General features: G+C 37.6%; 24 protein-coding genes. 21 read left to right on the forward strand and 3 right to left on the reverse strand.

Annotated elements, in window-relative coordinates; genetic code table 11:
- Positions 1-88: 88 nt before the first annotated feature.
- Positions 89-1,132 (reverse strand): Delta(5) desaturase DesA, encoded by a 1,044-nt coding sequence (desA, locus tag ACN6NE_RS18435; RefSeq protein ID WP_129707303.1) that lies wholly within the window; start codon positions 1,130-1,132, stop codon positions 89-91.
- Between the two features lie 223 nt (positions 1,133-1,355).
- On the opposite strand from desA, the gene ACN6NE_RS18440 reads away from it, so the two are divergent.
- From ACN6NE_RS18440 to ACN6NE_RS18490, 11 genes are all read left to right on the forward strand, one after another.
- A complete protein-coding gene (locus ACN6NE_RS18440) occupies positions 1,356-1,751 on the forward strand; it encodes a ribosomal maturation YjgA family protein (protein ID WP_129707305.1) in 396 nt (131 codons plus the stop codon).
- Between the two features lie 157 nt (positions 1,752-1,908).
- Positions 1,909-2,463 (forward strand): hypothetical protein, encoded by a 555-nt coding sequence (locus tag ACN6NE_RS18445; RefSeq protein WP_474326388.1) that lies wholly within the window; start codon positions 1,909-1,911, stop codon positions 2,461-2,463.
- 262 nt (positions 2,464-2,725) lie between these two features.
- Positions 2,726-4,228 carry a cardiolipin synthase gene (gene cls / locus ACN6NE_RS18450; protein ID WP_043979361.1) on the forward strand — a complete coding sequence of 501 codons (1,503 nt, stop codon included), beginning with the start codon at positions 2,726-2,728 and terminating at the stop codon, positions 4,226-4,228.
- A gap of 35 nt (positions 4,229-4,263) precedes the next feature.
- Entirely contained in the window at positions 4,264-5,118 is an 855-nt protein-coding gene (locus ACN6NE_RS18455) for a DUF1206 domain-containing protein (protein WP_474326391.1), read from the forward strand.
- A gap of 84 nt (positions 5,119-5,202) precedes the next feature.
- Entirely contained in the window at positions 5,203-5,424 is a 222-nt protein-coding gene (locus tag ACN6NE_RS18460) for a spore germination protein (RefSeq protein ID WP_346254471.1), read from the forward strand.
- 217 nt (positions 5,425-5,641) lie between these two features.
- The gene (locus ACN6NE_RS18465) at positions 5,642-7,087 is read left to right on the forward strand and encodes a LysM peptidoglycan-binding domain-containing protein (RefSeq protein ID WP_474326394.1); all 1,446 of its coding nucleotides are present in this window, start codon (positions 5,642-5,644) and stop codon (positions 7,085-7,087) included.
- Positions 7,088-7,376: 289 nt separating this feature from the next.
- Positions 7,377-8,579, forward strand: a complete 1,203-nt coding sequence (locus ACN6NE_RS18470; protein WP_474326397.1) for a macrolide family glycosyltransferase — start codon at positions 7,377-7,379, stop codon at positions 8,577-8,579.
- Between the two features lie 44 nt (positions 8,580-8,623).
- On the forward strand, positions 8,624-9,532 hold the full coding sequence (galU, locus tag ACN6NE_RS18475) for a UTP--glucose-1-phosphate uridylyltransferase GalU (RefSeq protein WP_474326399.1): 909 nt from the start codon (positions 8,624-8,626) through the stop codon (positions 9,530-9,532).
- A 103-nt stretch (positions 9,533-9,635) separates the two neighbouring features.
- Positions 9,636-10,559, forward strand: a complete 924-nt coding sequence (locus ACN6NE_RS18480; RefSeq protein ID WP_474326402.1) for an MFS transporter — start codon at positions 9,636-9,638, stop codon at positions 10,557-10,559.
- Between the two features lie 150 nt (positions 10,560-10,709).
- A complete protein-coding gene (locus tag ACN6NE_RS18485) occupies positions 10,710-10,832 on the forward strand; it encodes a hypothetical protein (protein ID WP_474326405.1) in 123 nt (40 codons plus the stop codon).
- 120 nt (positions 10,833-10,952) lie between these two features.
- The gene (locus ACN6NE_RS18490; RefSeq protein ID WP_474326407.1) at positions 10,953-11,132 is read left to right on the forward strand and encodes a hypothetical protein; all 180 of its coding nucleotides are present in this window, start codon (positions 10,953-10,955) and stop codon (positions 11,130-11,132) included.
- Positions 11,133-11,160: 28 nt separating this feature from the next.
- Here the strand turns inward: ACN6NE_RS18490 and ACN6NE_RS18495 are convergent, their stop codons facing one another.
- On the reverse strand, positions 11,161-12,384 hold the full coding sequence (locus ACN6NE_RS18495; RefSeq protein WP_474326410.1) for an MFS transporter: 1,224 nt from the start codon (positions 12,382-12,384) through the stop codon (positions 11,161-11,163).
- A gap of 419 nt (positions 12,385-12,803) precedes the next feature.
- Here ACN6NE_RS18495 and ACN6NE_RS18500 point away from each other — a divergent pair, with 419 nt between their 5' ends.
- The 8 genes from ACN6NE_RS18500 to ACN6NE_RS18535 all read left to right on the forward strand — a co-directional run bounded on the left by ACN6NE_RS18500 (position 12,804) and on the right by ACN6NE_RS18535 (position 18,619).
- On the forward strand, positions 12,804-13,175 hold the full coding sequence (locus ACN6NE_RS18500; RefSeq protein ID WP_014460871.1) for a thiol-disulfide oxidoreductase DCC family protein: 372 nt from the start codon (positions 12,804-12,806) through the stop codon (positions 13,173-13,175).
- A gap of 154 nt (positions 13,176-13,329) precedes the next feature.
- Positions 13,330-14,250, forward strand: a complete 921-nt coding sequence (locus ACN6NE_RS18505; protein WP_474326413.1) for an oxidoreductase — start codon at positions 13,330-13,332, stop codon at positions 14,248-14,250.
- Between the two features lie 534 nt (positions 14,251-14,784).
- Positions 14,785-15,216, forward strand: a complete 432-nt coding sequence (locus ACN6NE_RS18510; protein WP_474326415.1) for a DUF3231 family protein — start codon at positions 14,785-14,787, stop codon at positions 15,214-15,216.
- 66 nt (positions 15,217-15,282) lie between these two features.
- Complete coding sequence (locus ACN6NE_RS18515) at positions 15,283-15,489, forward strand: DUF3231 family protein (protein WP_474326418.1); 207 nt, start codon at positions 15,283-15,285, stop codon at positions 15,487-15,489.
- 35 nt (positions 15,490-15,524) lie between these two features.
- Positions 15,525-15,716 (forward strand): DUF3231 family protein, encoded by a 192-nt coding sequence (locus tag ACN6NE_RS18520; RefSeq protein ID WP_474326420.1) that lies wholly within the window; start codon positions 15,525-15,527, stop codon positions 15,714-15,716.
- A 200-nt stretch (positions 15,717-15,916) separates the two neighbouring features.
- A complete protein-coding gene (locus ACN6NE_RS18525; protein ID WP_474326423.1) occupies positions 15,917-16,657 on the forward strand; it encodes a DsbA family oxidoreductase in 741 nt (246 codons plus the stop codon).
- 202 nt (positions 16,658-16,859) lie between these two features.
- Positions 16,860-17,819, forward strand: a complete 960-nt coding sequence (locus ACN6NE_RS18530) for a S8 family peptidase (protein WP_129707328.1) — start codon at positions 16,860-16,862, stop codon at positions 17,817-17,819.
- Positions 17,816-18,619, forward strand: coding sequence for an endonuclease I family protein (locus ACN6NE_RS18535; protein ID WP_474326426.1), 804 nt, complete (start codon positions 17,816-17,818; stop codon positions 18,617-18,619). The genes ACN6NE_RS18530 and ACN6NE_RS18535 overlap by 4 nt, the downstream gene beginning before the upstream one ends.
- Positions 18,620-18,668: 49 nt before the next feature.
- Here the strand turns inward: ACN6NE_RS18535 and ACN6NE_RS18540 are convergent, their stop codons facing one another.
- Positions 18,669-19,130 carry a MarR family winged helix-turn-helix transcriptional regulator gene (locus ACN6NE_RS18540; RefSeq protein WP_129707332.1) on the reverse strand — a complete coding sequence of 154 codons (462 nt, stop codon included), beginning with the start codon at positions 19,128-19,130 and terminating at the stop codon, positions 18,669-18,671.
- A 282-nt stretch (positions 19,131-19,412) separates the two neighbouring features.
- Here ACN6NE_RS18540 and ACN6NE_RS18545 point away from each other — a divergent pair, with 282 nt between their 5' ends.
- Positions 19,413-20,051, forward strand: a complete 639-nt coding sequence (locus ACN6NE_RS18545) for a biotin/lipoyl-containing protein (RefSeq protein WP_474326429.1) — start codon at positions 19,413-19,415, stop codon at positions 20,049-20,051.
- 36 nt (positions 20,052-20,087) lie between these two features.
- Positions 20,088-21,710 carry a DHA2 family efflux MFS transporter permease subunit gene (locus tag ACN6NE_RS18550; RefSeq protein WP_474326432.1) on the forward strand — a complete coding sequence of 541 codons (1,623 nt, stop codon included), beginning with the start codon at positions 20,088-20,090 and terminating at the stop codon, positions 21,708-21,710.
- Positions 21,711-21,714: the final 4 nt, after the last annotated feature.

The raw sequence follows: 21,714 nt of genomic DNA on the forward strand, positions 1-21,714 counted from the left end.
ATACACTATTAGTTTACCACAAAGTAGAATGAAATAAGTTTAGGCGGATAGATAAAACAGTCAAGCTTTTGAAAGCTTGACTGTTTTATTAAAGTTCTGCTTTTGTTTGAGATGAAATTCTGCTTGCTTTTGGTGCAGCTGAGCGTTTTTTAATTTCTTTAAAGCTCACAAACATTTTGTTTTCTTCATCCCATAAACGGAATCGAAGAGAGCGAAGGCTTGTTGCGAGTGTAATGGTTGGTACATTTTGAAGAGGCTCTGTGTGTTGATGAACAGCTTCAAGCTTATAGTTGGGCACTCTTGGACTTAAATGATGTACATGGTGAAACCCAATATTGCCTGTTAGCCATTGCAATAGTTTTGGAAGCTTGTAAAATGAACTTCCTTCAACGGCTGCTTTTACATAATCCCAGTGCTCATCTTCTTCAAAATAAGAATCTTCAAACTGATGCTGTACATAAAACAGCCAAATTCCAATTGAACCTGAAATGAAGAAAATCGGTCCTTGAATTAATAGGAACGCCTGCCAACCTACCAACCAGCAGGTCGCTGCTGCTAATGCAACGATCAATACATTTGTAAGATACGTATTCATTCTTTCTTTTTTCTTCGCATTTTTTCGATTGAATCGGTTTGTAATCAAAAATACATATATAGGTCCCACGCCGAACATAATGAACGGGTTGCGATAGATACGGTAAGCGATTTTTTTCCAAATAGAAGCTTCTTTATATTCTGTTACGGTTAACACCCAAATGTCACCCGTACCTCTTTTATCTAAGTTGCTGCTTGTTGCATGGTGAATTGCATGGCTATGTCCCCATTGACTGTAAGGAAACATCGTTAAGACACCGGTAATTGTTCCGAGAATTTTATTGTGTTGTCTACTCTTAAAGAAAGAGTAGTGACAACAGTCATGAAAAATAATGAATATTCTTACTAAAAACCCTGCTGCGATAACAGTTAGCGGAAATGCTAAAAAATAAGAAATTGAAAGGCTCTCATAAGCGAGAAACCAGAGTGTGAAAAAAGGTAAAAAAGTATTGATCAATTGTCTTATGCTGTCTTTCATTACTGCTTTTTCAAAAGGTGCAACTTGTTTTCGTAAATTCTTTTGTTTTTGTATAGTCATATGAAATTCCTTTCATCACCGTATATTACCCTCAGTATAAAGGGATTTTTCTGACTATTTAAGACATACGTGTCATATAGAAACTATGACAGTTGTCATATATACGTAGGGGGAAGCTGTAAAAAATGAAAAAAAGCGGTATTTAACAGTCTGCGGTTCTGATAAAATTATACAGTGAAGGCTTATTGCTACGGAGTATTTAAGAAGAAAAAAGGAGTTTGAAATGAATAAAAGAAATAGATGGGTATATCTTCTTCTAGCTTTTGTTATCATGGGAGCAGGCCTTTTATCAAGAAAACTTACCGCGTATCTTCCTCACATCGTAAATATATATGCGGGAGATTCGTTATGGGCCTTAATGATTTTTGTCAGCGCGGGTTTTTTGTTTCCTGCATGGAAGACAAAAATGATTAGTATGTTTGCTATAGTGTTTTGTTACTTCATTGAATTTACACAGCTGTATCAGGCTCGGTGGATTGATGACATAAGAAAAACTGCGCTAGGAGGGCTCATTCTGGGATATGGTTTCTTATGGAGCGATATACTAGCCTATTCGATTGGAATCGCGGCAGGAATGAGCTGGGAGTATTATAGATATCGATTTAAAAGATCCGCCTAGCAAATGCGGTTCAATGAATCTTAGAACCTAGCTGAGGATGGAATAAGCCGTAGGGTTATGAAGCAGGATGTATGTAAATAAAAATAAACTTGCGCATAAAATTTTTTATTTAAAACCTATTGTCTATTCGTTGGACGAGAGGAAGAGAGGGGATTATTTGAATTTAATAGCCTGGATGATTATTGCATGTGAAATCGCTTTTTGGATAGTCATCATTTTAGGATTAGCAACAAGGTATATGTTTAAAAAACAAAAGCTCAGTTTTTTTATTTTAGCTCTAACACCTGTTGTTGATTTTGTTCTTCTGATTGTGACGAGCGTAGACCTTTACGGAGGTGCTACAGCGACCTATGCTCACGCTATTGCAGCCGTGTATATTGGAATTTCGATCGCTTTTGGAAAAAGTATGATTCAATGGGCAGATGAACGCTTTCAATATTATGTGATGAAAAGCGGAGAGAAACCTCGTAGGCGCTATGGAAAAGAATATGCAAAGCATTATTTTAAGTCATGGATACAGCATCTTGTTGCTTACGCTATTGGGGCAACTCTTTTAGCGGCGATGATGTATATAGTACCAAATGGAAAAACCAACGTGCTGCACAATGTAGTGGAATTTTGGACAGTTATTGTAGGAATTGATTTCTTATTATCTCTTTCTAATTTCGTTTGGCCTAAAAAAGAAAAAGAGTCGGGTTATACCAACTCGTAAAAAGTCATCGTCATGCGTGAAAAACCAGTGAAAAAACCTCCCCGTAAGGAGGTTTTTTGTTTTACCATCCAGGGTATAGGTATATGAATGATGCTTGTCTGAGGTAGTTCAGTTTAGTTGCTTAAGCGGCTAAACTGCTTTTTGTGCAAATATATGTACATTTTATGTAGCATTCATGATAAGAATTCTGTATATTCCATATACTACCTCATATGAAAGATAGACAAGTGATACAATACAGTTTGTTTTTAGGAGAGCTTTTATGAAAAAACGCCGGTTGGATTTTATTTTTTTATTTATTATTTTACTTTCCATTTATGCTTTCTTTTTTACCTCTATTGATGTTCATTGGAAGTATGCCTTAGTTGGATTATATGGTGTCATCATTTTCATTTGTATGTATTCACTTATGCTTGAAAATCGAACGCCTGAAAGTACGTTGGTTTGGATGTATGTCCTCTTTTTCTTCCCTGTTGCAGGCTTTTTCTTTTATTTGTATTCAGGACAGCTCTATTTAAAGGGGCATATGTTCAAAAAAAAGCGTATGCATAACCGAGAGATGCTTAGAAAGATGGCAGATAAAGAAACGACGCCTGATCTATCCCCGCTTCAATCGCATCAGCGTTACTTTGCTCAGTATCTTCAATGTGTATCTTTGACGAAGATGAATGTTCATACAAAAACCTACGTCCTTAAGAACGGGCAAGAAACGTTTAATGAAATCAAAAAGCATTTGCAATCAGCAAAACAGTTTATTCATATGGAATACTATATGTTTCACTCAGATTCTCTAGGAAAAGAAATCATTGATATTTTAATAAAAAAAGCAAGCGAAGGTATAGAAGTGCGCTTTACATTCGATACAATGGGAAGTTTTACACTATCGGGTTCAGATATTAAACGAATGAAAAAAGCGAATATTAAAGTGCATCCTTTCTTACCTATTAAGTATGGATTTTTCAATCAAAAATTCAACTTTCGAAACCACCGTAAAATAGTCGTAATTGATGGGGAAGTAGGTTTTGTAGGGGGATTAAATGTTGGAGATGAGTATCTAGGGAAAAACAAAAAAATTGGTTTTTGGAGAGATACTCATCTGATGCTAAAAGGTGAATCTGTTCAAACCTTGCATTCGATCTTTATGTTCGATTGGGAATACGTTTCTGGAGAATGCTTAATTAACGATGAAGCATATACAAAGCCTCATCCTGTCGAAGGAGAAGGGTTTGTGCAAGTGGTGGCGACGGGGCCGGATACGCAGGAAAATATGAGTGATTATTACTATACTATGATTACAAGCGCGACGAAATCAATCTGGATTTCAACTCCTTATTTTGTTCCAAATGAAGCCATAAGAACCGCCCTTCGTATTGCGGCTAGAAAAGGTGTAGAGGTACGAATTATGGTACCAGAAATTAATGATGGCTTTCTGACTCAATATGGAACGAGGTCATATTTTGCTGAACTTCTTCGATGTGGAATTGAAGTATATTCGTATAGAAAAGGGTTTTTGCATCAAAAAATTGTGATTATAGACGGAGATATGGCTTCGGTCGGTACTGCAAATATGGATATGAGAAGTTTTCATCTGAACTTTGAAGTTAATGCATTTTTAATTGAGGGAGAGACGATTCAAACGCTCATCAAAAATTACGAAGAAGATATTGAAGACAGTCATTTGATCAAACCAGTAGCATTTTACAAGCGAAGCTTAGTAGAACGTTCGAAAGAGTCATTTGCGCGCTTATTTTCAGGTGTTTTATAAAATAAAGTTTGTTTTCAAAAAGCAGGAGGAAACGTATGGGTGAATCTCCATTTGTTAAAAAAGAGACGTTTGGTCGAAAGTTACATCGCTTAAAAGAACGTACTAAGCCATTTGTCGTGCGTTTTTCACGGTTTGGTCATGTGGCTCAAGGTGTGGTCTATTTTATCATCGGTATATTAGCGATTCAGACAGCTTTCGGATTAAAAGGCGATTTAGTTACTTCTCAAGGAGCCCTACACACAATTGCAAAGCAGCCGTTTGGATTTTTAATTTTAATTGTTTTGGCAGTAGGTTTAAGTGGATATGCGTTTTGGCAAATCATTTCTGCTATTTTTGATCCTCACCACGTTGGGCATGGGGTAAAAGGCGTTTTTACTCGTTTAGGCTATTTAGTTGTAGCCACGTTTTATATTAGCCTTTGTGTGAGTTCGGTAAAAATTTTGCTTCATGCTCACGTTCATACGTCAGGTAAGCATTATCAAACGGTATCAGCCAAGTTGTTATCTTATCCCTTTGGACAAACCATCATTGCGCTTACAGGTATCGGCGTTATTATCTTTGGGATTGGACAAGTATATTGGGCTCTTTCAGGGCGCTTCCTGAAAAAACTAAAGAAAAACGAAATGTCAAAAGAAGAGTGGCGATGGAGCGGGCATATTGGAAAAGCAGGTATTATTGCTCGAAGTATCGTCTTTGGCATTATTGGTTTCTTTCTTATTCGCACGGCTCTTCAAGCGGATCCAGACGAAACGAAAGGGTTAGATGGAGCCCTTGCTGAAGTAGCACAGCGTCCTTTTGGGTCTGTACTGCTGGCTATCGTATCAATCGGGCTTATGGCATACGGAGTATATATGTTTACAGAATCAAGGTATAAACGAATTGATCCTTAATAAAATTAAAAAGATGAAAAAGCTACTTTTTGGCCTTCTGCTCATATCATATAGCAGACAGATAATGAACAGGAGGAGAGGCAGATGCCATCGGTAGTAGGAGCCGTAAATATCTCGAATGTATTGGCTTCATCTTCAGTGGAGTTTGGTGATTGTCTGGCTATTAAGCCAAAAAGTACAGCTTTTACAACAGTCGGTTCTGGCAGCGGGAACACAGGGAATTTTATGAATATTACAAGCAGTGCCAGTACCGCTAATACAATTGATATGGATATTAAGGATCAAAATGTAGTGGGAAATGCATAAAAAACGAAAGCTTATCGTCATCGGACGGTAAGCTTTTTTATTTGAGTTTTACGTATACCCAGACGTTTCTTTACCACAATGTACCTCTAGGATTCTATCTTATAGGAGTAGTAAACTAGACAGGTGATGTCAAAAAGTGGGGAGGCGAAATTATAAAATGAAGAAAATATATATGAGCCTGATTATTCTCTGTCTTTTCAGTGGAGGATTGGCCCCGATGAGTAAAGGAGCCGCTGCTTCTTCAGTGGGCACTGTCAAAGGTGACAACGTAAACGTATATCGTTCTCCTTCCTTACATTCTTCTGTTATGCAGACAGTGAAAAAAGGAGAAGAATTTCCTGTCATTTCATTTGAAGCTGGAGATGCAGCTCAAGTTACTACTCATACGGTAGTGCCGGGAAATACACTATGGCTACTAGCTAAGCAATACGGTGTAACAGTCAGTGATCTAATAAAACAAAATCAGCTAAAAAAGACGGAGCTGATTCCAGGGCAAACGCTGAAAATACCACCAAAAGGCTTGTTACATAAAGTAGTATCAGGAGATACGCTTTGGAAAATCTGCGTAAAGTACGGTGTAAAAGCGAATGAATTAACAAAGTTAAATCAGCTATCCTCCACAAATATTAAGCCCGGACAAATGCTTATTATTCCTGATTACTATGTACAAGTACAGCTTTTGGAAGGGAAAAAGGGCTGGATCAAAAAATCTGATTTAGCGCAAAAGAAGCATCAGCCTGTAGTTATGGGTTGGAGCTTTAATGAAAAAACAGCAGGCTACACAGAATCGATGAAGCAAAAGAATTTAGACGTTGTTTCACCTCGTTGGTTTACGCTAACGTGGAATGACAAAGTTGTTTCATCTTCTATAAATGAATCATATGTTCAAACGGCTCATAAAAACGGCAAAAAAGTCTGGCCGCTTATTGGTAACAATTTTGATGATGTGCTTACAAGTGATGTGCTAAGTAACAAAGCAAAGCGGCAAAAGCTTGTATCGTCAATAGAAAGTTCGCTAGTAAAAACAAACAGCGATGGGATCAATGTTGACTTTGAAAATATTAATATCAAAAACAAACAAGATTTTGTTTTATTTATTAAAGAATTAAAAGTAGCGTTAAAACCTCATGGTATGACTATTTCAGTAGACGTAACAAGAGAAAATAATGATCCGTTTTGGTCGGGAAGCTTTGATAGGAAACAGATTGGTCAAGTGGCAGACTATGTCATTATGATGGGATATGAAGAACACTGGGGAGGAAGTCAAGTTCCAGGATCTGTTGCTTCACTGCCTTGGGTGAAAGAAGGCACACAACTTCTTATGAAAGATGTACCTGCACACAAAATCCTGCTGGGAGTTCCTTTTTATACGCGAGAATGGAAAACGGACCTATCGACCAAAAAAGTTGTCACAAAAGACTTAACGATGAAAGAAGCCGAAGCGGTTATCTCTTCTAAAAAGTTAACTAAAAAATGGGATAGCCAAGCCTCACAGTACTATGTAGAATACACGGAAAATGGTACGAAGCATCAAATATGGCTCGAAGACAAAGCATCTATGCAGCGCCGGGTTAAATTAATTAATGACTATCATTTAGGTGGGGCGGCAGCTTGGTATATCGGTTCAGAAACCTCAGATATATGGGAGTTATACAACTTTTAAATCAAAAACACACCTCTTGCTTGATTTTAGCGAGGTGTGTTTTTTTATTTGTATCATAATGAAGCGCATACATCTATTTACAAACGAGATAAATTTTACAATATTTGTTTTTCTTGAGTTAATTTATAACTATACTCCAAAATGAACCTATTTAACCTTTTTTTAGTTGAAAACGCTTAATGACTTTACGATAAAGATAATTTATAGTAAATTCAGTTTCTATACAATAAATTTACTAAATGAACAATTAAGTAATTTAATTATTAACTAAGTGAAAGGAATGAACGTTATGGGAAATGTATTAGTAATAGGCTTTCCAGGTGAAGGGCATGTGAACCCTTCTTTAGGAATTGTAAAAGAATTGATGGCTCAAGGGGAAAAGGTCGTCTATTACGGCATTGAAGACTATGCTGAAAAAATTCGAAAATCAGGCGCGGAATTTCGTGAATACGAAGATTTTCGTCCAAGTCTTGATATGAGCAACCGGATGACCAAAGAAGAGTCTTATGACCGCTATGAAATAATGAATTTGTTTTTAAATGAATCTGAAAATATTATTACTAAAATTATGAGTGAAACGAAACATGAAACATATGATTATGTACTTTATGATTATCACCTTTTAGCAGGTTCCGCTGTGGCCGACCTTCTTCAGCTTCCGAAGGTTTCTCTTTGTACGACATTTGCGTTAAATAAAGAGTTAGCAACTTGTATGATGCCAATTGATCAAACAGAAGCTGACCAATCTTCCTTTTATCCTCAATTCGAAAAATCATTAAATAAGTTCAACAACCAATATAATACTGAGTTAAAAGATTCCATGGACATTATGTCGAATCCTGGGGATATTACGCTAGTATTTACGTCAGAATTCTTTCAGCCAGACGTATCTGAATTTACGAGTGAGTACAAGTTTATTGGTCCTTCAATTGTTAAACGACTAGACATAGAAGATCCTTCTTACTTACAGAATGAAAATGAAAAAATTATTTTTGTTTCTATGGGAACTATCTTTAATCAGCAGCTAGAAATCTATAACTTATGTGTAGAAGCATTAAAAGATTTTGAGGGTAAAGTTATTTTATCTATTGGTAAAAATACAAAACCTGAAGGATTAGCACATATTCCAGAAAACTTCGTTGTGAAACAATACGTACCGCAGCTAGAAATTTTAAAACGTGCGGATTTATTTATTACTCATGGCGGAATGAACAGCAGCAGTGAAGGTTTATACTACGATACGCCGCTTGTCGTTATTCCAATGGCAGTGGATCAATTTATGGTTGGCGATCGCGTACAGAAGTTAGGAGCAGGTGTAAAATTAGATAAAAATAATGTATCTGCTGAGCTAATCAAAAATACAGTTAACGACGTTTTAACTACTCACACATATAAACAGCATGCACAACAAATTGGAGAATCACTTCGCTCAGCGGGAGGATACAAGCAAGGAGTGAAAGAAATTTTCAAGATGCTGCCTGTTAAAGCGTAATAGATGTAAGGCAGCTAGATAACTAAAAGAGAGGAGTAACTAATATGCAGACTATAAAAAAAGCAGTTATACCAGCAGCAGGGTTAGGTACTCGTTTTTTACCCGTTACAAAATCTATCCCAAAAGAAATGCTTCCAATTGTAAATAAGCCCGTCATTCAATTTATTGTAGAAGAAGCCTTAAAATCAGGAATCGAAGATATTTTAATTGTTACAGGAAACGGGAAACAAGCAATTGAAAATCACTTTGACCATAATATTCAACTAGAACACTTGCTTCATCAAAAAGGAAAGACCGAACTATTAGAAGAAATGGAGCATATTTCTGAACTAGCGAATATTCATTACGTTCGTCAAAAAGAAATGAAGGGCCTTGGCCATGCGATTGGCTGTGCTCGACAGTTTATTGGAAACGAACCGTTTGCAGTTTTACTTGGAGATGACTTAACAGATCCAGACCAGCCTTGCTTAAAACAGCTGGTTGACCAGTATAACCAAACGGAATCATCAGTTATCGGCGTGCAGCGCGTAGAGGAAGAATCCGTTCATCGTTACGGGATTATAGATCCAAAAGCAAATAAAAACCGATTATACGAAGTGAATGGTTTTGTAGAAAAACCATCAGTCGAAGAAGCTCCGTCTAATTTAGGAATTATTGGACGCTATGTATTTACACCTGACATTTTTGATTATCTTGAAACGCAGGAAGCTGGAAAAGGCGGGGAAATTCAGCTAACGGATGCTATTCAACGCATGAATATAGACCGTTCTATTTATGCTTACGAATTCGAAGGCGAGCGTTATGATGCAGGGGAAAAATTAGATTTTATTTTTACGACCCTTGCTTTTGCGTTAAAAGATGAAGAATTAAAAGCACCTCTTTTAACTAAATTCAAAGAGCTGATCAACAAGGAAGAACAAAAAGAAAAAATTGCTGTACAAATTGGAAAATAACCTTCATTTACACACCTTTCTTCTAATTTTTCTTGAAGAAAGGTGCATTTTATTGCGGAAATTGAACGTTTAACAGCTGGATAGAAAGGGTTGAAATGAGTTTATGTCGAAAGCAGAAAATTCGTTTGTATCAGGCATAAAGATTGTATTTACAGACCGGGATTTTCGAACAATTTTTATTTCATTATTTATTATCGGATTGTCTGTTGGCGGCTTTATGCCGTATTTAACGTTTTGGGCAACCAATAAATTGCATGCCACTTCGTTTCAAGCAGGGTTTTTATTTGTCCCGATGAGCATTATTGGTTTGATGGTCTCGTTTTATTTAGCTTCTTTATCAGACAAATGGGGTAAACGAAAGCCATTTATTATTTGGGCGTTATTGATCGGAACCATTTCAAGAGTTCCGTTAGCATTTACGCATTCCTATACAATAGCACTTATTTTACTTGCTATAGGAGGGTTTAATGCGTTTTCTTTTTTCTTTGCCCTGCTGAATGATTTTATTGTTAAAAAGGAAGAAAGCAAATCGCAGGCAGGTACGATTACTGGTACCGTGCGAATGGCTTTTTCACAAGGCTATATTTTTGGACCTATGCTTGGCGCTTTAATCATTGACCACGGAGGGTATACTCTTTTATTTTTACTATCGGGGCTGTTATCGCTAGCAACTTTAGTGTGGGTTCTTTTTGCGCTTAAAGAAGAGAGTATGCCTCAAACTTCAGCTCATGCATCTTCAAAAGCGCCAGCCGGTATACCTTCTGTATTAATAGCTGTATTCGTAGCAGCTCTTTTCATTTGTGCGGGGGATTCCGGTCGTTCTATGTATTTGCCGCTGTATGTAACAGATACGTTAAAGCAATCCGTTTCAATTGTAGGTATTCTCTTTACCGTAACATCTGTTTTTGAGCTAGTATTTATGCCATTAGGGGGCTATTTTTCTGATAAGATCGGAGTTAAACGATTCTTTATCATTGGAATTGCTTGCCAAGTGCTTTATTTTAACAAGCCTTCATTTACCGCTTAGTGGATTAATTGCGCTTCAGATATTTTATGCCTTTATTCTATCCGCTACGATGGGAGTTGGAATGGTGTATGCTCAATCACTGGCCCCACGTCAAATTGGACTAGCCACGACTGCGTATATGACCGCTATACAAACTTCAGCAGCTTAGCTATGGGGTCACTAGTTAGCGTGATTCCGTTGCCTTCTACTTTTTACATTTTAGCTGTTTTTGCAGTTATTTCAGGTGTGATGTTTCTGTTTATGAAGCAAAAATCAGCTGAGGAAATGAGTTGAAAAGTTAAGAAGAGGGTGAAAAAAAGTAGTTTCATTAAATTAAAACACGAACTATCTATCAAAAATGGATAAATAGTTCGTGTTTTTTATAATCATGATGAACGCAGGTGCTTTTAGCTGTTGGTTGGAGGGCAAGGCGAAGACTCCTGCGGAAACAGCGGAACAGATGAGACCCCGCAGGAGCGCAAGCGACGAGGAGGCTCATCGGCCGCCCGCGGAAAGCGAAGCCTTGCACGGAAAGCAACAGCGGTCGAGCAAGCAGTCCAGATCATGTATCCAGATTGTTCGTCTTTGGGGTAGATTCATTTCAGTATGCCCAGCCTCTTTTTTATGATGCTGTTTCTTGAATTTGTTCGCTACGGTTTTTATTTAAAATTTTTCGATAGCGGTAATTAACAAAAGCAGCAGCCACCATGCCTACTACTGAAAGCATCGCATCAAAAATAAAGATGATTGAAATATGTCCTGTTTTAGACATGAGCCCTGTTGCTAAAGGCAATAAAATAGCAGCTAATCCAGCAGCCGTCGCGACAATTCCAGTAACCGTTCCTTTTTTGTTCCAGAAAAGCTCGGTCATAACAGTAATCGCTAATTGAAAGACCCCAGCCGTAGAAAATCCCATGAAAAAAGCAGCTGCAATTGCAATAGCAGGTACTTTAACAAACAGAAGTGTAAGTACGGCTATAAGGGTAATCATCGGGTAAACGAGAATAACCGTTACAGGACGAAGCACTTTGCTTAATAATACAGCTAATACTAAAACAGAGATTAAAGCTCCGATGCTGTAGTAGCTTAAAAGGCGGACCGAGCTGCTTTCAGCCATATCTAATACTTGTTGACCATAAGTAGGGAGCCAAATTTGAGCCACCGTAAAAAGCGCTGTAGAAGTAAATCCAATCACAATAAGAGCAATTCCTTCTTGTTTCATTTTAGGAGCAGAGATAAATTTATTCTCTGCTGTATTTTGTTGTTGAACTGTACTCTGTTCGCGTTTATGATTGGGAAAAGGCAGTTTGAACATAAAGATCATATTTAGTAAATAAATAAGAGCAGGAAGAAAAAAAGCATACCCATAAAACAAATCACGATCTGCAAAAAAGGCAATCATAAACGGCAGAAGCGCTGCTCCTGCTGAGATAAATGCTTTTACAAGAACACTGGCTGAACCTGAAGATTTAGGAAAGACCTCAATCAAAGCAGGGTACGTTCCAGCATCCATAGCAGAGTTTGCAATACCAGCAATAATGGCAAAGATAAAGGCTGTTTGATAATTTGGCGATAATGGAATACCAATTAAAAAAATCACCATCGTCAGAGACGAAACAATAATCAAAGGCTTTCGTCCGAATTTATCAGACAAGATGCCTGATAGAGAATACGAAAGCAATTTTCCAATTCCGATAGCAGAAATGATATAGCTGATTCCAGCACCGTCGGTATTTAATTGTTTTGTCAAAAATGACATATTTGATGCAAGCATGATATTGACCATGCCAAGTAGAAAGTAGTTAATATACATACCTGAAGCTGACAGCATGTACTTGTTTTTCATCGTTTACACATCCTTACGTAAAAAAGCTTATATGAACTGGATAAAAGTAATCACCCATTCCTCCTTTTTTATTCGTTATTTATAAACCTACTTCCATGATAAGTTTATGAAGACATTACCTTTACCTTTTATCATTAAATTTATTTAGTCCTTTTTAGTATGTGACTAAATGCGTGCACCTAGTGCTTCAAATCAATATGAAATCTATTCTAACATGTTTTTAGCGCTTTAAACCAAAAAAGTGATATTTTATAAAAAAATCCTGTCTTCTTTCGCGGCTTCACAAAAGAAACCCCACAAAAAATGTTCGCTTTAAAGCCAGGCTACACAAGAAGTGCCTCTTAATGGTGGTTATTAAAAAGGAGAAAAGGGTATTTATAAACTAAGGAAAAAGAAACAAAGGAAGAAAGGTGGAAACAATGAAGCACAAAGTATTTTTTGATGCGGAATGTCCTTTATGTTACAACGTAAAAAAAATAATTAAAGCTTTGGACTGGACGAACCAAATCCAGTGGATTCCAGTTCAATACATTGAACGAACGGAGTATAGTTATTTAAAAGAAGAGGGAAGAGACTTATATGATCAAATTCATATGGTGACCAAAAAAGGGGAAGTTCTAGCAGGATTTGAAACGGTCAGACGGCTTTTAGCTGTTTTGCCTCTTACATTCCCAATAGGTGTGCTACTGCATTTACCATTGATGAAAAAAGCGTTTAGTCCTCTGTACAAATGGATCTCCACAAACCGATACGACTGGTTTGGACGCTACGATTCCCCGCGAACCACATAAACATATAAAAGGGACAAGCTTTGAAAAAGCTTGTCCCTTTTGTTTTGAAGACATTATACTTTATACATACCTTAATTTTAAAAAAACGTTAATTTAGTGTGACTGAGACGCGTAAATTCTAGAAAAACAGCTATAGCTGAAAGGGAGAACTTATATGATAACAAAATGGACAGCTGAACGAATGCCCGATGTAACGGGAAAAACAGCCCTTATAACGGGAGGGAACAGCGGTATTGGGTTTGAAGCAGCAAGGGCTCTAGCAGCTCGCGGAGCAGAAATCATTCTTGCTGTGCGTAATGAGGAAAAAGGGAAAGAAGCTAAGAAGAGAATTAAAGCGGATAACGGAAATGCTAAAGTGACTATTATGTCATTAGATCTCAGTGACTTGAGCTCTATTCGGCATTTTGCCAATCAATTTTTTCAACAATACTCGTCTTTGGATCTTCTCATTAATAATGCAGGCGTGATGGTTCCGCCTCACAGCAAAACGAAAGACGGATTTGAACTGCAGTTTGGCTGTAATCATTTAGGGCATTTTGCGCTTACGGGTTTGCTGCTTCCTTTACTAATGACAACTCCACATTCAAGAGTCGTAACGGTAAGCAGTATAGCTGCTAATTCTGGAGAAATCAATTTTGATAATCTAGACGGGGAAAAAGGCTACAGTCCAATGAAGTTCTATAGGCAAAGTAAACTCGCCAACCTATTGTTTGCTAAAGAACTGCAAAACCGCTTAGAAGCAGCCGGATCAACGACAATTAGTGCCGCTGTCCATCCAGGTATTTCGAATACTAACCTATTATCACGCGGTTCAGGTAAAGAGCCAAACGGCTTGCTGAAATTTTTAGTCAAGCTATTTAGTCAATCTGCAGAAATGGGAGCGCTACCTACTCTTTATGCAGCCACTGAATCAATAGAAGGCGGTACATATATTGGGCCAGACGGAAAAGATGCTAAAAAAGGATATCCTGTAAAAGATAGGATGGGAGATGTTTTATTTAAACCGGACGTAGCGGAAAAACTATGGAGCGTATCTGAGAAATTGACAGGTGTTATGTATTCGTTCCGTGCGTAAGGTAAAAAGAGGTTGAGACATAACGAAATAACTCCAATTGAAAGACGAACAAATGGGATACATAAGCTGAACCGCTTGTGACACCGCAGTTGATTTCCGTGCAAGACTTCGCTTTCCGCGGGCGGCCGCTGAGCTTCCTCGTCGCATACGCTCCTGAGGGGTCTCACCTGTTCCGCTTTTCCTGCAGGAGTCTTCGTCTTTCCCTTCAATCAACTGCTAGAAAGACTTACACACATTAAACCTACGTTTACCATAACCAACAAAACGAACCACGAATCAAACATCTTGATTAATGGTTCGTTTTTTATTTCGTCTAAAATTCTTTTGTCCTAGCCTCTTTTTTGTTGCTCAAAAGCTGTTTGTCAAAGGCTTAAATAAAAAAAAGAATGTTGGATAGCATAATGATAAGTAAATGTACAATGAGTATGCTCTCTTTTAAAAGAAGCAGACGTACTCAACAAAGCTGAAGAAGCGGAGGGAAGTAACAGTGCTGACAAACCTAGTATTACCTCAAGCGAAATTGGGACGCTGTGGATGACATATCAGCAGAAAACGTTAATTATTTGCTTGTTGGATTATATGATTGAACATGCGGATGATGAAGATGCTAAAACAATTATGACGGACTTGCGTGAGCAGCTTATCATATACATACGAAAAATAAAAACAATATTTGAAAAAGAAGGGGCCGTAGTGCCAACGGGGCTTTCATCTCAAGACGTAAATGTACAAGCCCCAAAACTATTTACTAACGGGTTTGATATTATATTTCTTCGTGTTATTAAAGAAATTAGCATGGGGATGTATACATTAAGTTTAGGCAAGGCCTACAGAGAAGATGTGGTGAAATTTTATCAAGGTTTAACAAAAATTACGCAAGAGTGTTACGATTCCTGTACGCAGTACTTATTGAGAAAAGGAATTTTATCACGCCCACCCTATATTCCAATGCCAACTACCGTTTAGTTTGTTTCTGATAGAAAATATCTAAGCGGCTTAAATGTATTTGCGGACAAAAGAGTATTAAATACGATGGAGCTAGCGCAGATTTATCATGGAGTCGAAACAAACATTGTCGGGGTGAAGTTAATGAAGGCTTTTTCTCAAACGGCTAAAGATGCCGAAGTGAAAAAGCATTTTTTGAAAGGAAAAGAGCTCAGTAAAAAGATTATTACGCGTCTAGAAGAAGTAATTATACAAGACGATATTCACCTTCTGTTGCCTCAACAGGAAGCATAACGACTTCTGAAACGCCTGCTTTTTCCGATCGTTTGATGCTGACATGCGATATTTTACTAAATAATTTTAGTATTGGAAGTCAGGCATTTGGAGCAGCATTTAGTTTTCGAAGAGATATTGTGGCTAAAATGATGCTGATAGGAGAAGATGCGTTTCAATATGCAAGCGAAGCAACAGAAATTATGATCAAAAAAGGCTGGCTTGAAGTTCCGCCAAGCACTAATTAGCTAAGAGGAAAGCCTCTTTCATGCATTGTAAATGGAAGTTTATATATCTTTACACACCTTTAACCTTTTATTTAAGTTGATTTAATATACTTAGTATGTAAATCCACACCCTGTTTTTTGCTTTGTTTGAGCAAGTTATGATGGAGTTTCTTCAAAGGTATGCTACGATAAGAATTATCTTGAATTGAAGAGGTGTCACGATGAAAATAGAAGTTTGGTCAGATTTTGTCTGTCCTTTTTGTTATATTGGAAAGCGCCGATTAGAGCAAGCGCTTCAGCAATTTGCACACAAAGATGATGTGCAGGTTGAATTTAAAAGCTTCGAGCTAGATCCAAATGCCCCAGTTAATACTGGTAAAACGATTAATGAAGCTCTGGCTGCTAAATATGGAATGACGATTGAACAAGCGAAACAAGCAAATGAAGGTATTGGACAGCAGGCAGCCAGTGTGGGCTTATCCTTTAATTTTGACGATATGAAGCCAACTAATACATTTGATGCTCACCGCTTAGCTAAATTTGCAAAAGCTCAAGGAAAAGAAGCAGCCATAACAGAAAAGCTGCTTTACGCATACTTTACTGAATCAAAACATTTAGGTGAAGAAGAGACGCTGATTGCCCTTGCTGAAGATGCGGGTCTTGATCGAGAAGAAGCAAGTCAAGTTCTCGCGGATAAAAACGCATATGCAAATGAAGTGCGCAGTGATGAAGCAACGGCTCAGCAATATGGCATTAGCGGCGTTCCGTATTTTGTTATCAATCAAAAATATGCAATTTCAGGCGCACAGCCAGCTGAAACATTCGTAGGAGCTCTCCAACAAGTGTGGGAAGAAGAAAATCCGACTCCCGCTTTGAAGAGCCTGTCTCCAGAAGGTGCAGATGATGCCTTTTGTGCAGATGGTCAATGTGCCGTTCCTGATTCCTCTAAAAACCAACAATAAATAAAAAAGCAGAGGCGGAAATTTCGCTTCTGCTTTTTTATTTATTTGCAAAAAAATTCACAAAAAACACAAACGTGTGTTCTTATTTTATGTTATAATAAGTTTAGAAGCAACAAACCTCGATGAGTAAGCTCCAAAATAAGCGATTAAAAGTGATCCCACCATGAACTAACTTCCATTTAATCCTGCAGGGGGAATCTGAATGAAGAGCAAAGTGCGCATTATCCCATTTCAAGTAGTTGAACAATTGAATCAATTTAATGAAGTCCCGCAAGGAGTCGCTCTAATTGGAGCAGAGCAAGTATGGAAGCAAACAAAGGGACGGGGAATAACCATAGCGGTTTTGGATACCGGCTGTGATATTACACATCCAGATTTACAGGAACGAATTATTGGAGGAAGAAATTTCACGCATGATGATCAACAAAATCCAGATATTTTTCAAGATTATAATGGTCACGGTACTCACGTAGCAGGCACAATTGCAGCAGCGCATAATGGAACGGGTGTTGTAGGAGTGGCTCCTGAAGTGAATTTACTTATTCTGAAAGTACTTGATGGAAATGGTTCAGGTCAATATGAGTGGATTATTGAAGGTATTACCTACGCCATTAAGCAAAAAGTAGATATCATTTCGATGTCGCTTGGAGGTCCGGCAGACGTGCCTGAGCTACATGAAGCGATTCAAGCTGCTGTTGATCAGAATATTTTAGTTGTCTGCGCAGCGGGAAATGAAGGAGATGGAGAAGGCTCCACAGATGAGTTTGCGTACCCAGGGTCATATAATGAAGTGATTAGCGTAGGAGCTGTTGATTTAGAGAAACGATCTTCGGTATTTTCCAACTCAAACAACGAAGTAGATGTAGTGGCTCCGGGAGAGAAGATCGTATCAACTTACTTGAATGGAAAGTATGCCGCACTGAGCGGAACCTCTATGGCAACACCTCACGTAGCAGGGGCCTTAGCATTGATAAAAGTTCTTTCAAATGAAATGTTTGGAAGAGAGCTTACGGAACCAGAGCTTTATGCACAGTTAATCAGAAGAACACTTCCATTAAATGAATCACCAAGAGAAGTAGGAAACGGATTTGTGCACTTGACCGTTGTTGAAAAGCTGTTGCGTGAAATTCAACGTCAAATGACTTCAGAGGTGATCGGATGAGAAGCAGTTTAGATATGTTAATGATGGAAAAGCAGCAGGCACAAGCTCTTTATCACGAATACGTAAACAACCGAAGTTATTATAATGAAAAGACGGATGAAGAAAATAAAAATCTTTATTATCATGATACACTCTTTGAAAGAGAAGCTATGCAAACTTTGTTAACGGAAACGCATCAGCATTTGCTAAGTTATTCGCCGCATAAATATGTATATCCATGGGTGGATCTACAGGAGAATGGGGAGCTGAAAAGTCTATACTCAGGGAAAGGGATGGATCCGTTAGAAACCATACAGCAAGATATTGATCAACTTCATTCGCTTAGTAACTCATCTCTTTTAAGCAATGATATACTGCTAAACTGTGAGCACGTTGTCCCGCAATCTTGGTTTGGAAAACAAGAGCCTATGAGAGGCGATTTGCATCATTTATTTGCGTGTGAACCTTCTTGTAACAGTCGAAGAGGTAATTCTTCTTATATTGACTTCCCGGATTATACACCAGAAGTAAAGCAATCAGATGTGAAAGAAGGGTGCGGCAAAGCAGAAAAAGGTAAGTTTGAACCCGAATATGGAAAAGGAATTGTGGCTCGGGCTACGCTTTATTTTTTAATTCGCTATCATAATAAAATTGACTCTTCACGAGTGGATCTTCCTCTTTTACTAAAATGGCATGAAGAATTTACTGTTACACTTTATGAAAAACATCGCAATGCAGCAATCTTTGAGTTGCAAGGCAACCGAAATCCTTTTATTGATTTTCCTGATAAAGCAGGTGTGTTAATGAGTTCGGCTTTCTAAAATAGCAAAGAGCTTCGCTTCAATTCGAAGCGGAGCTCTTTTGGATAATCTAATATGAAAATCCATATTTATCACTTAAAAGGGCGTCCATTTTATTTAATAAGCGAAAATATTCTTCTTGTTCTTCTACAGTTAGAGCTGCTAGCATATCTTTTAAAAATCCATTTCGCTTCTCTGTAATCATTGAAACAAGTTTTTTTGATTCATCGGTCAATGAAACCCACACGACTCTCCGGTCTTTTTCATCTCGCACGCGCTGAATGAGAGATTCTTCTTCCAATTGATTTAATAAGCTAGTTGTAGCGCCTGAGGTTAAGTGAAGTTTATTTGAAATATCTGCTACCATATACTTTGTGCCGCTGGCAATGTAGTTTAAGATATAAAATTTAGTGGGTGTTAGGTGATAAGGCTGTGTTTTTAATGTTTCTTCGACTAAATGTCGCATATATTGAAAAAAAGATGTGTTAATTTGATAAAGGTGTTCAATTTTTGACTCTAAATTGTTATCCATGCTAGCTTCCATCTCCTTGTACACTACGGACATATATAAATTAACTCTAAAATAAAATGAAACAATTGTAAAGGATGGCAATGATTATCTTTAGCTACCATGATTATTTTTAAATTAATATCTTTACGAAAAAAATATCTTTGTGATAAAGTTATTTAGGTGGTTAACCAAATAGATGATCATAAAGATATATTTCCTCTTAAATAGATGAGGATAATAACTTTGTGAAAAAGCTATATAAAAAAGTATTTTTGTTATTGAAATATTAAGGAGGAGTAATGAATGTCTAGAAGTCGCTTAATGGTAACAAATTTTATTGGTATCATCGTTATTTTAGCTTTATTAATTGGAGGAGGATATTATTACGTTCAAAAATCGAACTATATTACAACTGATAACGCTAAAGTATCTGGAGATGTATACAACGTAGTTGCACCTGCAGCAGGTAAAGTAGCAAGCTGGACAGTAGAAGAAGGAAATGAGGTCTCAAAAGATGCTGAAATTGCAAAGATTCAAGCTGAAAAAGGATCTGTAGCTGCCACAGTACCAGCAGATGGAAAGATTATTCAAACAAATGTAAAAGAAAATCAAATGGTTCAAGCTGGACAGCAAATTGCAACTGAAGTAGATATGAAAGACCTATTTATCGTAGCCAACATCAAAGAAGATCAGCTTAAAGATATTAAAGAAGGCGACGATGTGGATGTAACGGTAGACGGAGACAGCAGTGCAAAAATTGACGGCAAAGTCGAAGAAATTGGATATGCAACTAATTCACTTTCATCTTTAACATCTAACTCAAGCTCAGATGGAAACTACACAAAAGTGTCTCAAACGGTTCCTGTAAAAATTTCTATTTCTAATTATTCAGAGCATGTACTGCCAGGTATGAACGCTGAAGTAAAAATTTCAAAAGACTAATTGTTACTACAAAAGTTCAAGAAGGGAGGAAATACGATGACAGCCAGTATAGAGAACACAAGTGATGGATCCATCAAAAAGCATATTCCGCTATTAATTGTTTTAATGCTTGGTTTGTTTCTTGCGATATTGAACCAAACGTTATTAAACGTAGCCATCCCGCATTTGATTACTGAGTTTGGCGTAACAGCAAATACAGCTCAGTGGTTGTTAACAGGATATATGCTTGTGAACGGAGCGTTAATTCCGCTTTCTGCATTTTTAATTGAACGTTTTGGTGTGCGTCGCTTGTTCTTATTCGCAATGTTTTGTTTTACAGTAGGGTCATTGATTTGCGGAATTGCACCTACATTTTCGATTATGCTTACCGGCCGTTTAATTCAAGCAATTGGCGGAGGTGTCTTATCGCCTCTTGTTATGACCATTATTGTGTTTATTTTCCCTCCTCATATGCGAGGAAAAGGGATGGGGATTTTTGGTTTAGCCATGATGTTCGCACCGGCTATTGGACCAACGTTATCTGGATGGGTTATCCAAAACTATGATTGGCACATCCTTTTTAACGGAATGGTTCCATTAGGTGCCATTGTATTAATTATTGCTTTCTTTCAATTAAAAGACATTCAGCCTCCAAAGGATGTAAAAGTTCACATGCCTTCTGTTGTGACATCACTTGCAGGGATGGGATTATTGCTTTACGGATTTAGTGAAGCTGGAAATGACGGCTGGACGGATTCAGTTGTTCTTTCTACAATCATTGGCGGAGCAGTGCTTTTAATTATATTTGTTCTTCAGCAAATTAAATCTGAAAAGCCGCTATTGGATATGCGCGTGTTTAAATATAATATTTTTTCATTATCAAATATCATTAGTATTGCAATTACAATCAGTATGTACGCAGGTATGTTCTTGCTTCCAATTTACTTGCAAAATATCCGCGGCTATTCTGCTTTTGATTCAGGACTCCTGCTGCTTCCTGGCGCACTTGTTATGCTGGTTATGTCGCCGATTTCAGGTACGTTATTCGATAAAGTGGGACCTCGTCCGCTAGCGATCGTGGGTATGCTCATTACATCTATTTCAACGTTTGAATTTACGAAGCTGACGATGGATACACCGTTTAATCATATTTTAGCGATTTATATTATCCGCTCGTTCGGTATGTCACTTTTAATGATGCCAATTATGACAGCCGGTTTGAATCAGCTTCCACAGCGACTAAGCAGTCACGGGACGTCGATGTCTAATACGCTTCGTCAAGTAAGTGGTTCAATTGGTATTAGTTTAATGACAACTATTTTTACTAACCGTACAACGTATCACGTAAATGAAATCAGCAGTTCCATGAATACGTCAGATCCATTGTTTATGAATAGCTTTCATTTATTTGTTCAAAAAGTGGCAGCTACTTTGCATTTATCACAAGATCAAGCTCAGCAGCAAGCTCTGACGATCTTATCTGGAAAAATGACGCAGCAAGGTACGATTCAAGGTATTAATGACGCTTTTTACTGGGCAACAGCGATTTCTGTTATCGGTTTAATTTTAAGTTTCTTCCTTCGTGACGTACGTAAAGATAAAGTAGTCGAAGAAAAGAAATCAGAAGCTCAAGAGGAAGATATTCGTATGCTTCCAGCTCCAAAAAGTATAAATTCATAAGAAG

This window comes from Priestia sp. 53B2, assembly GCF_056099005.1.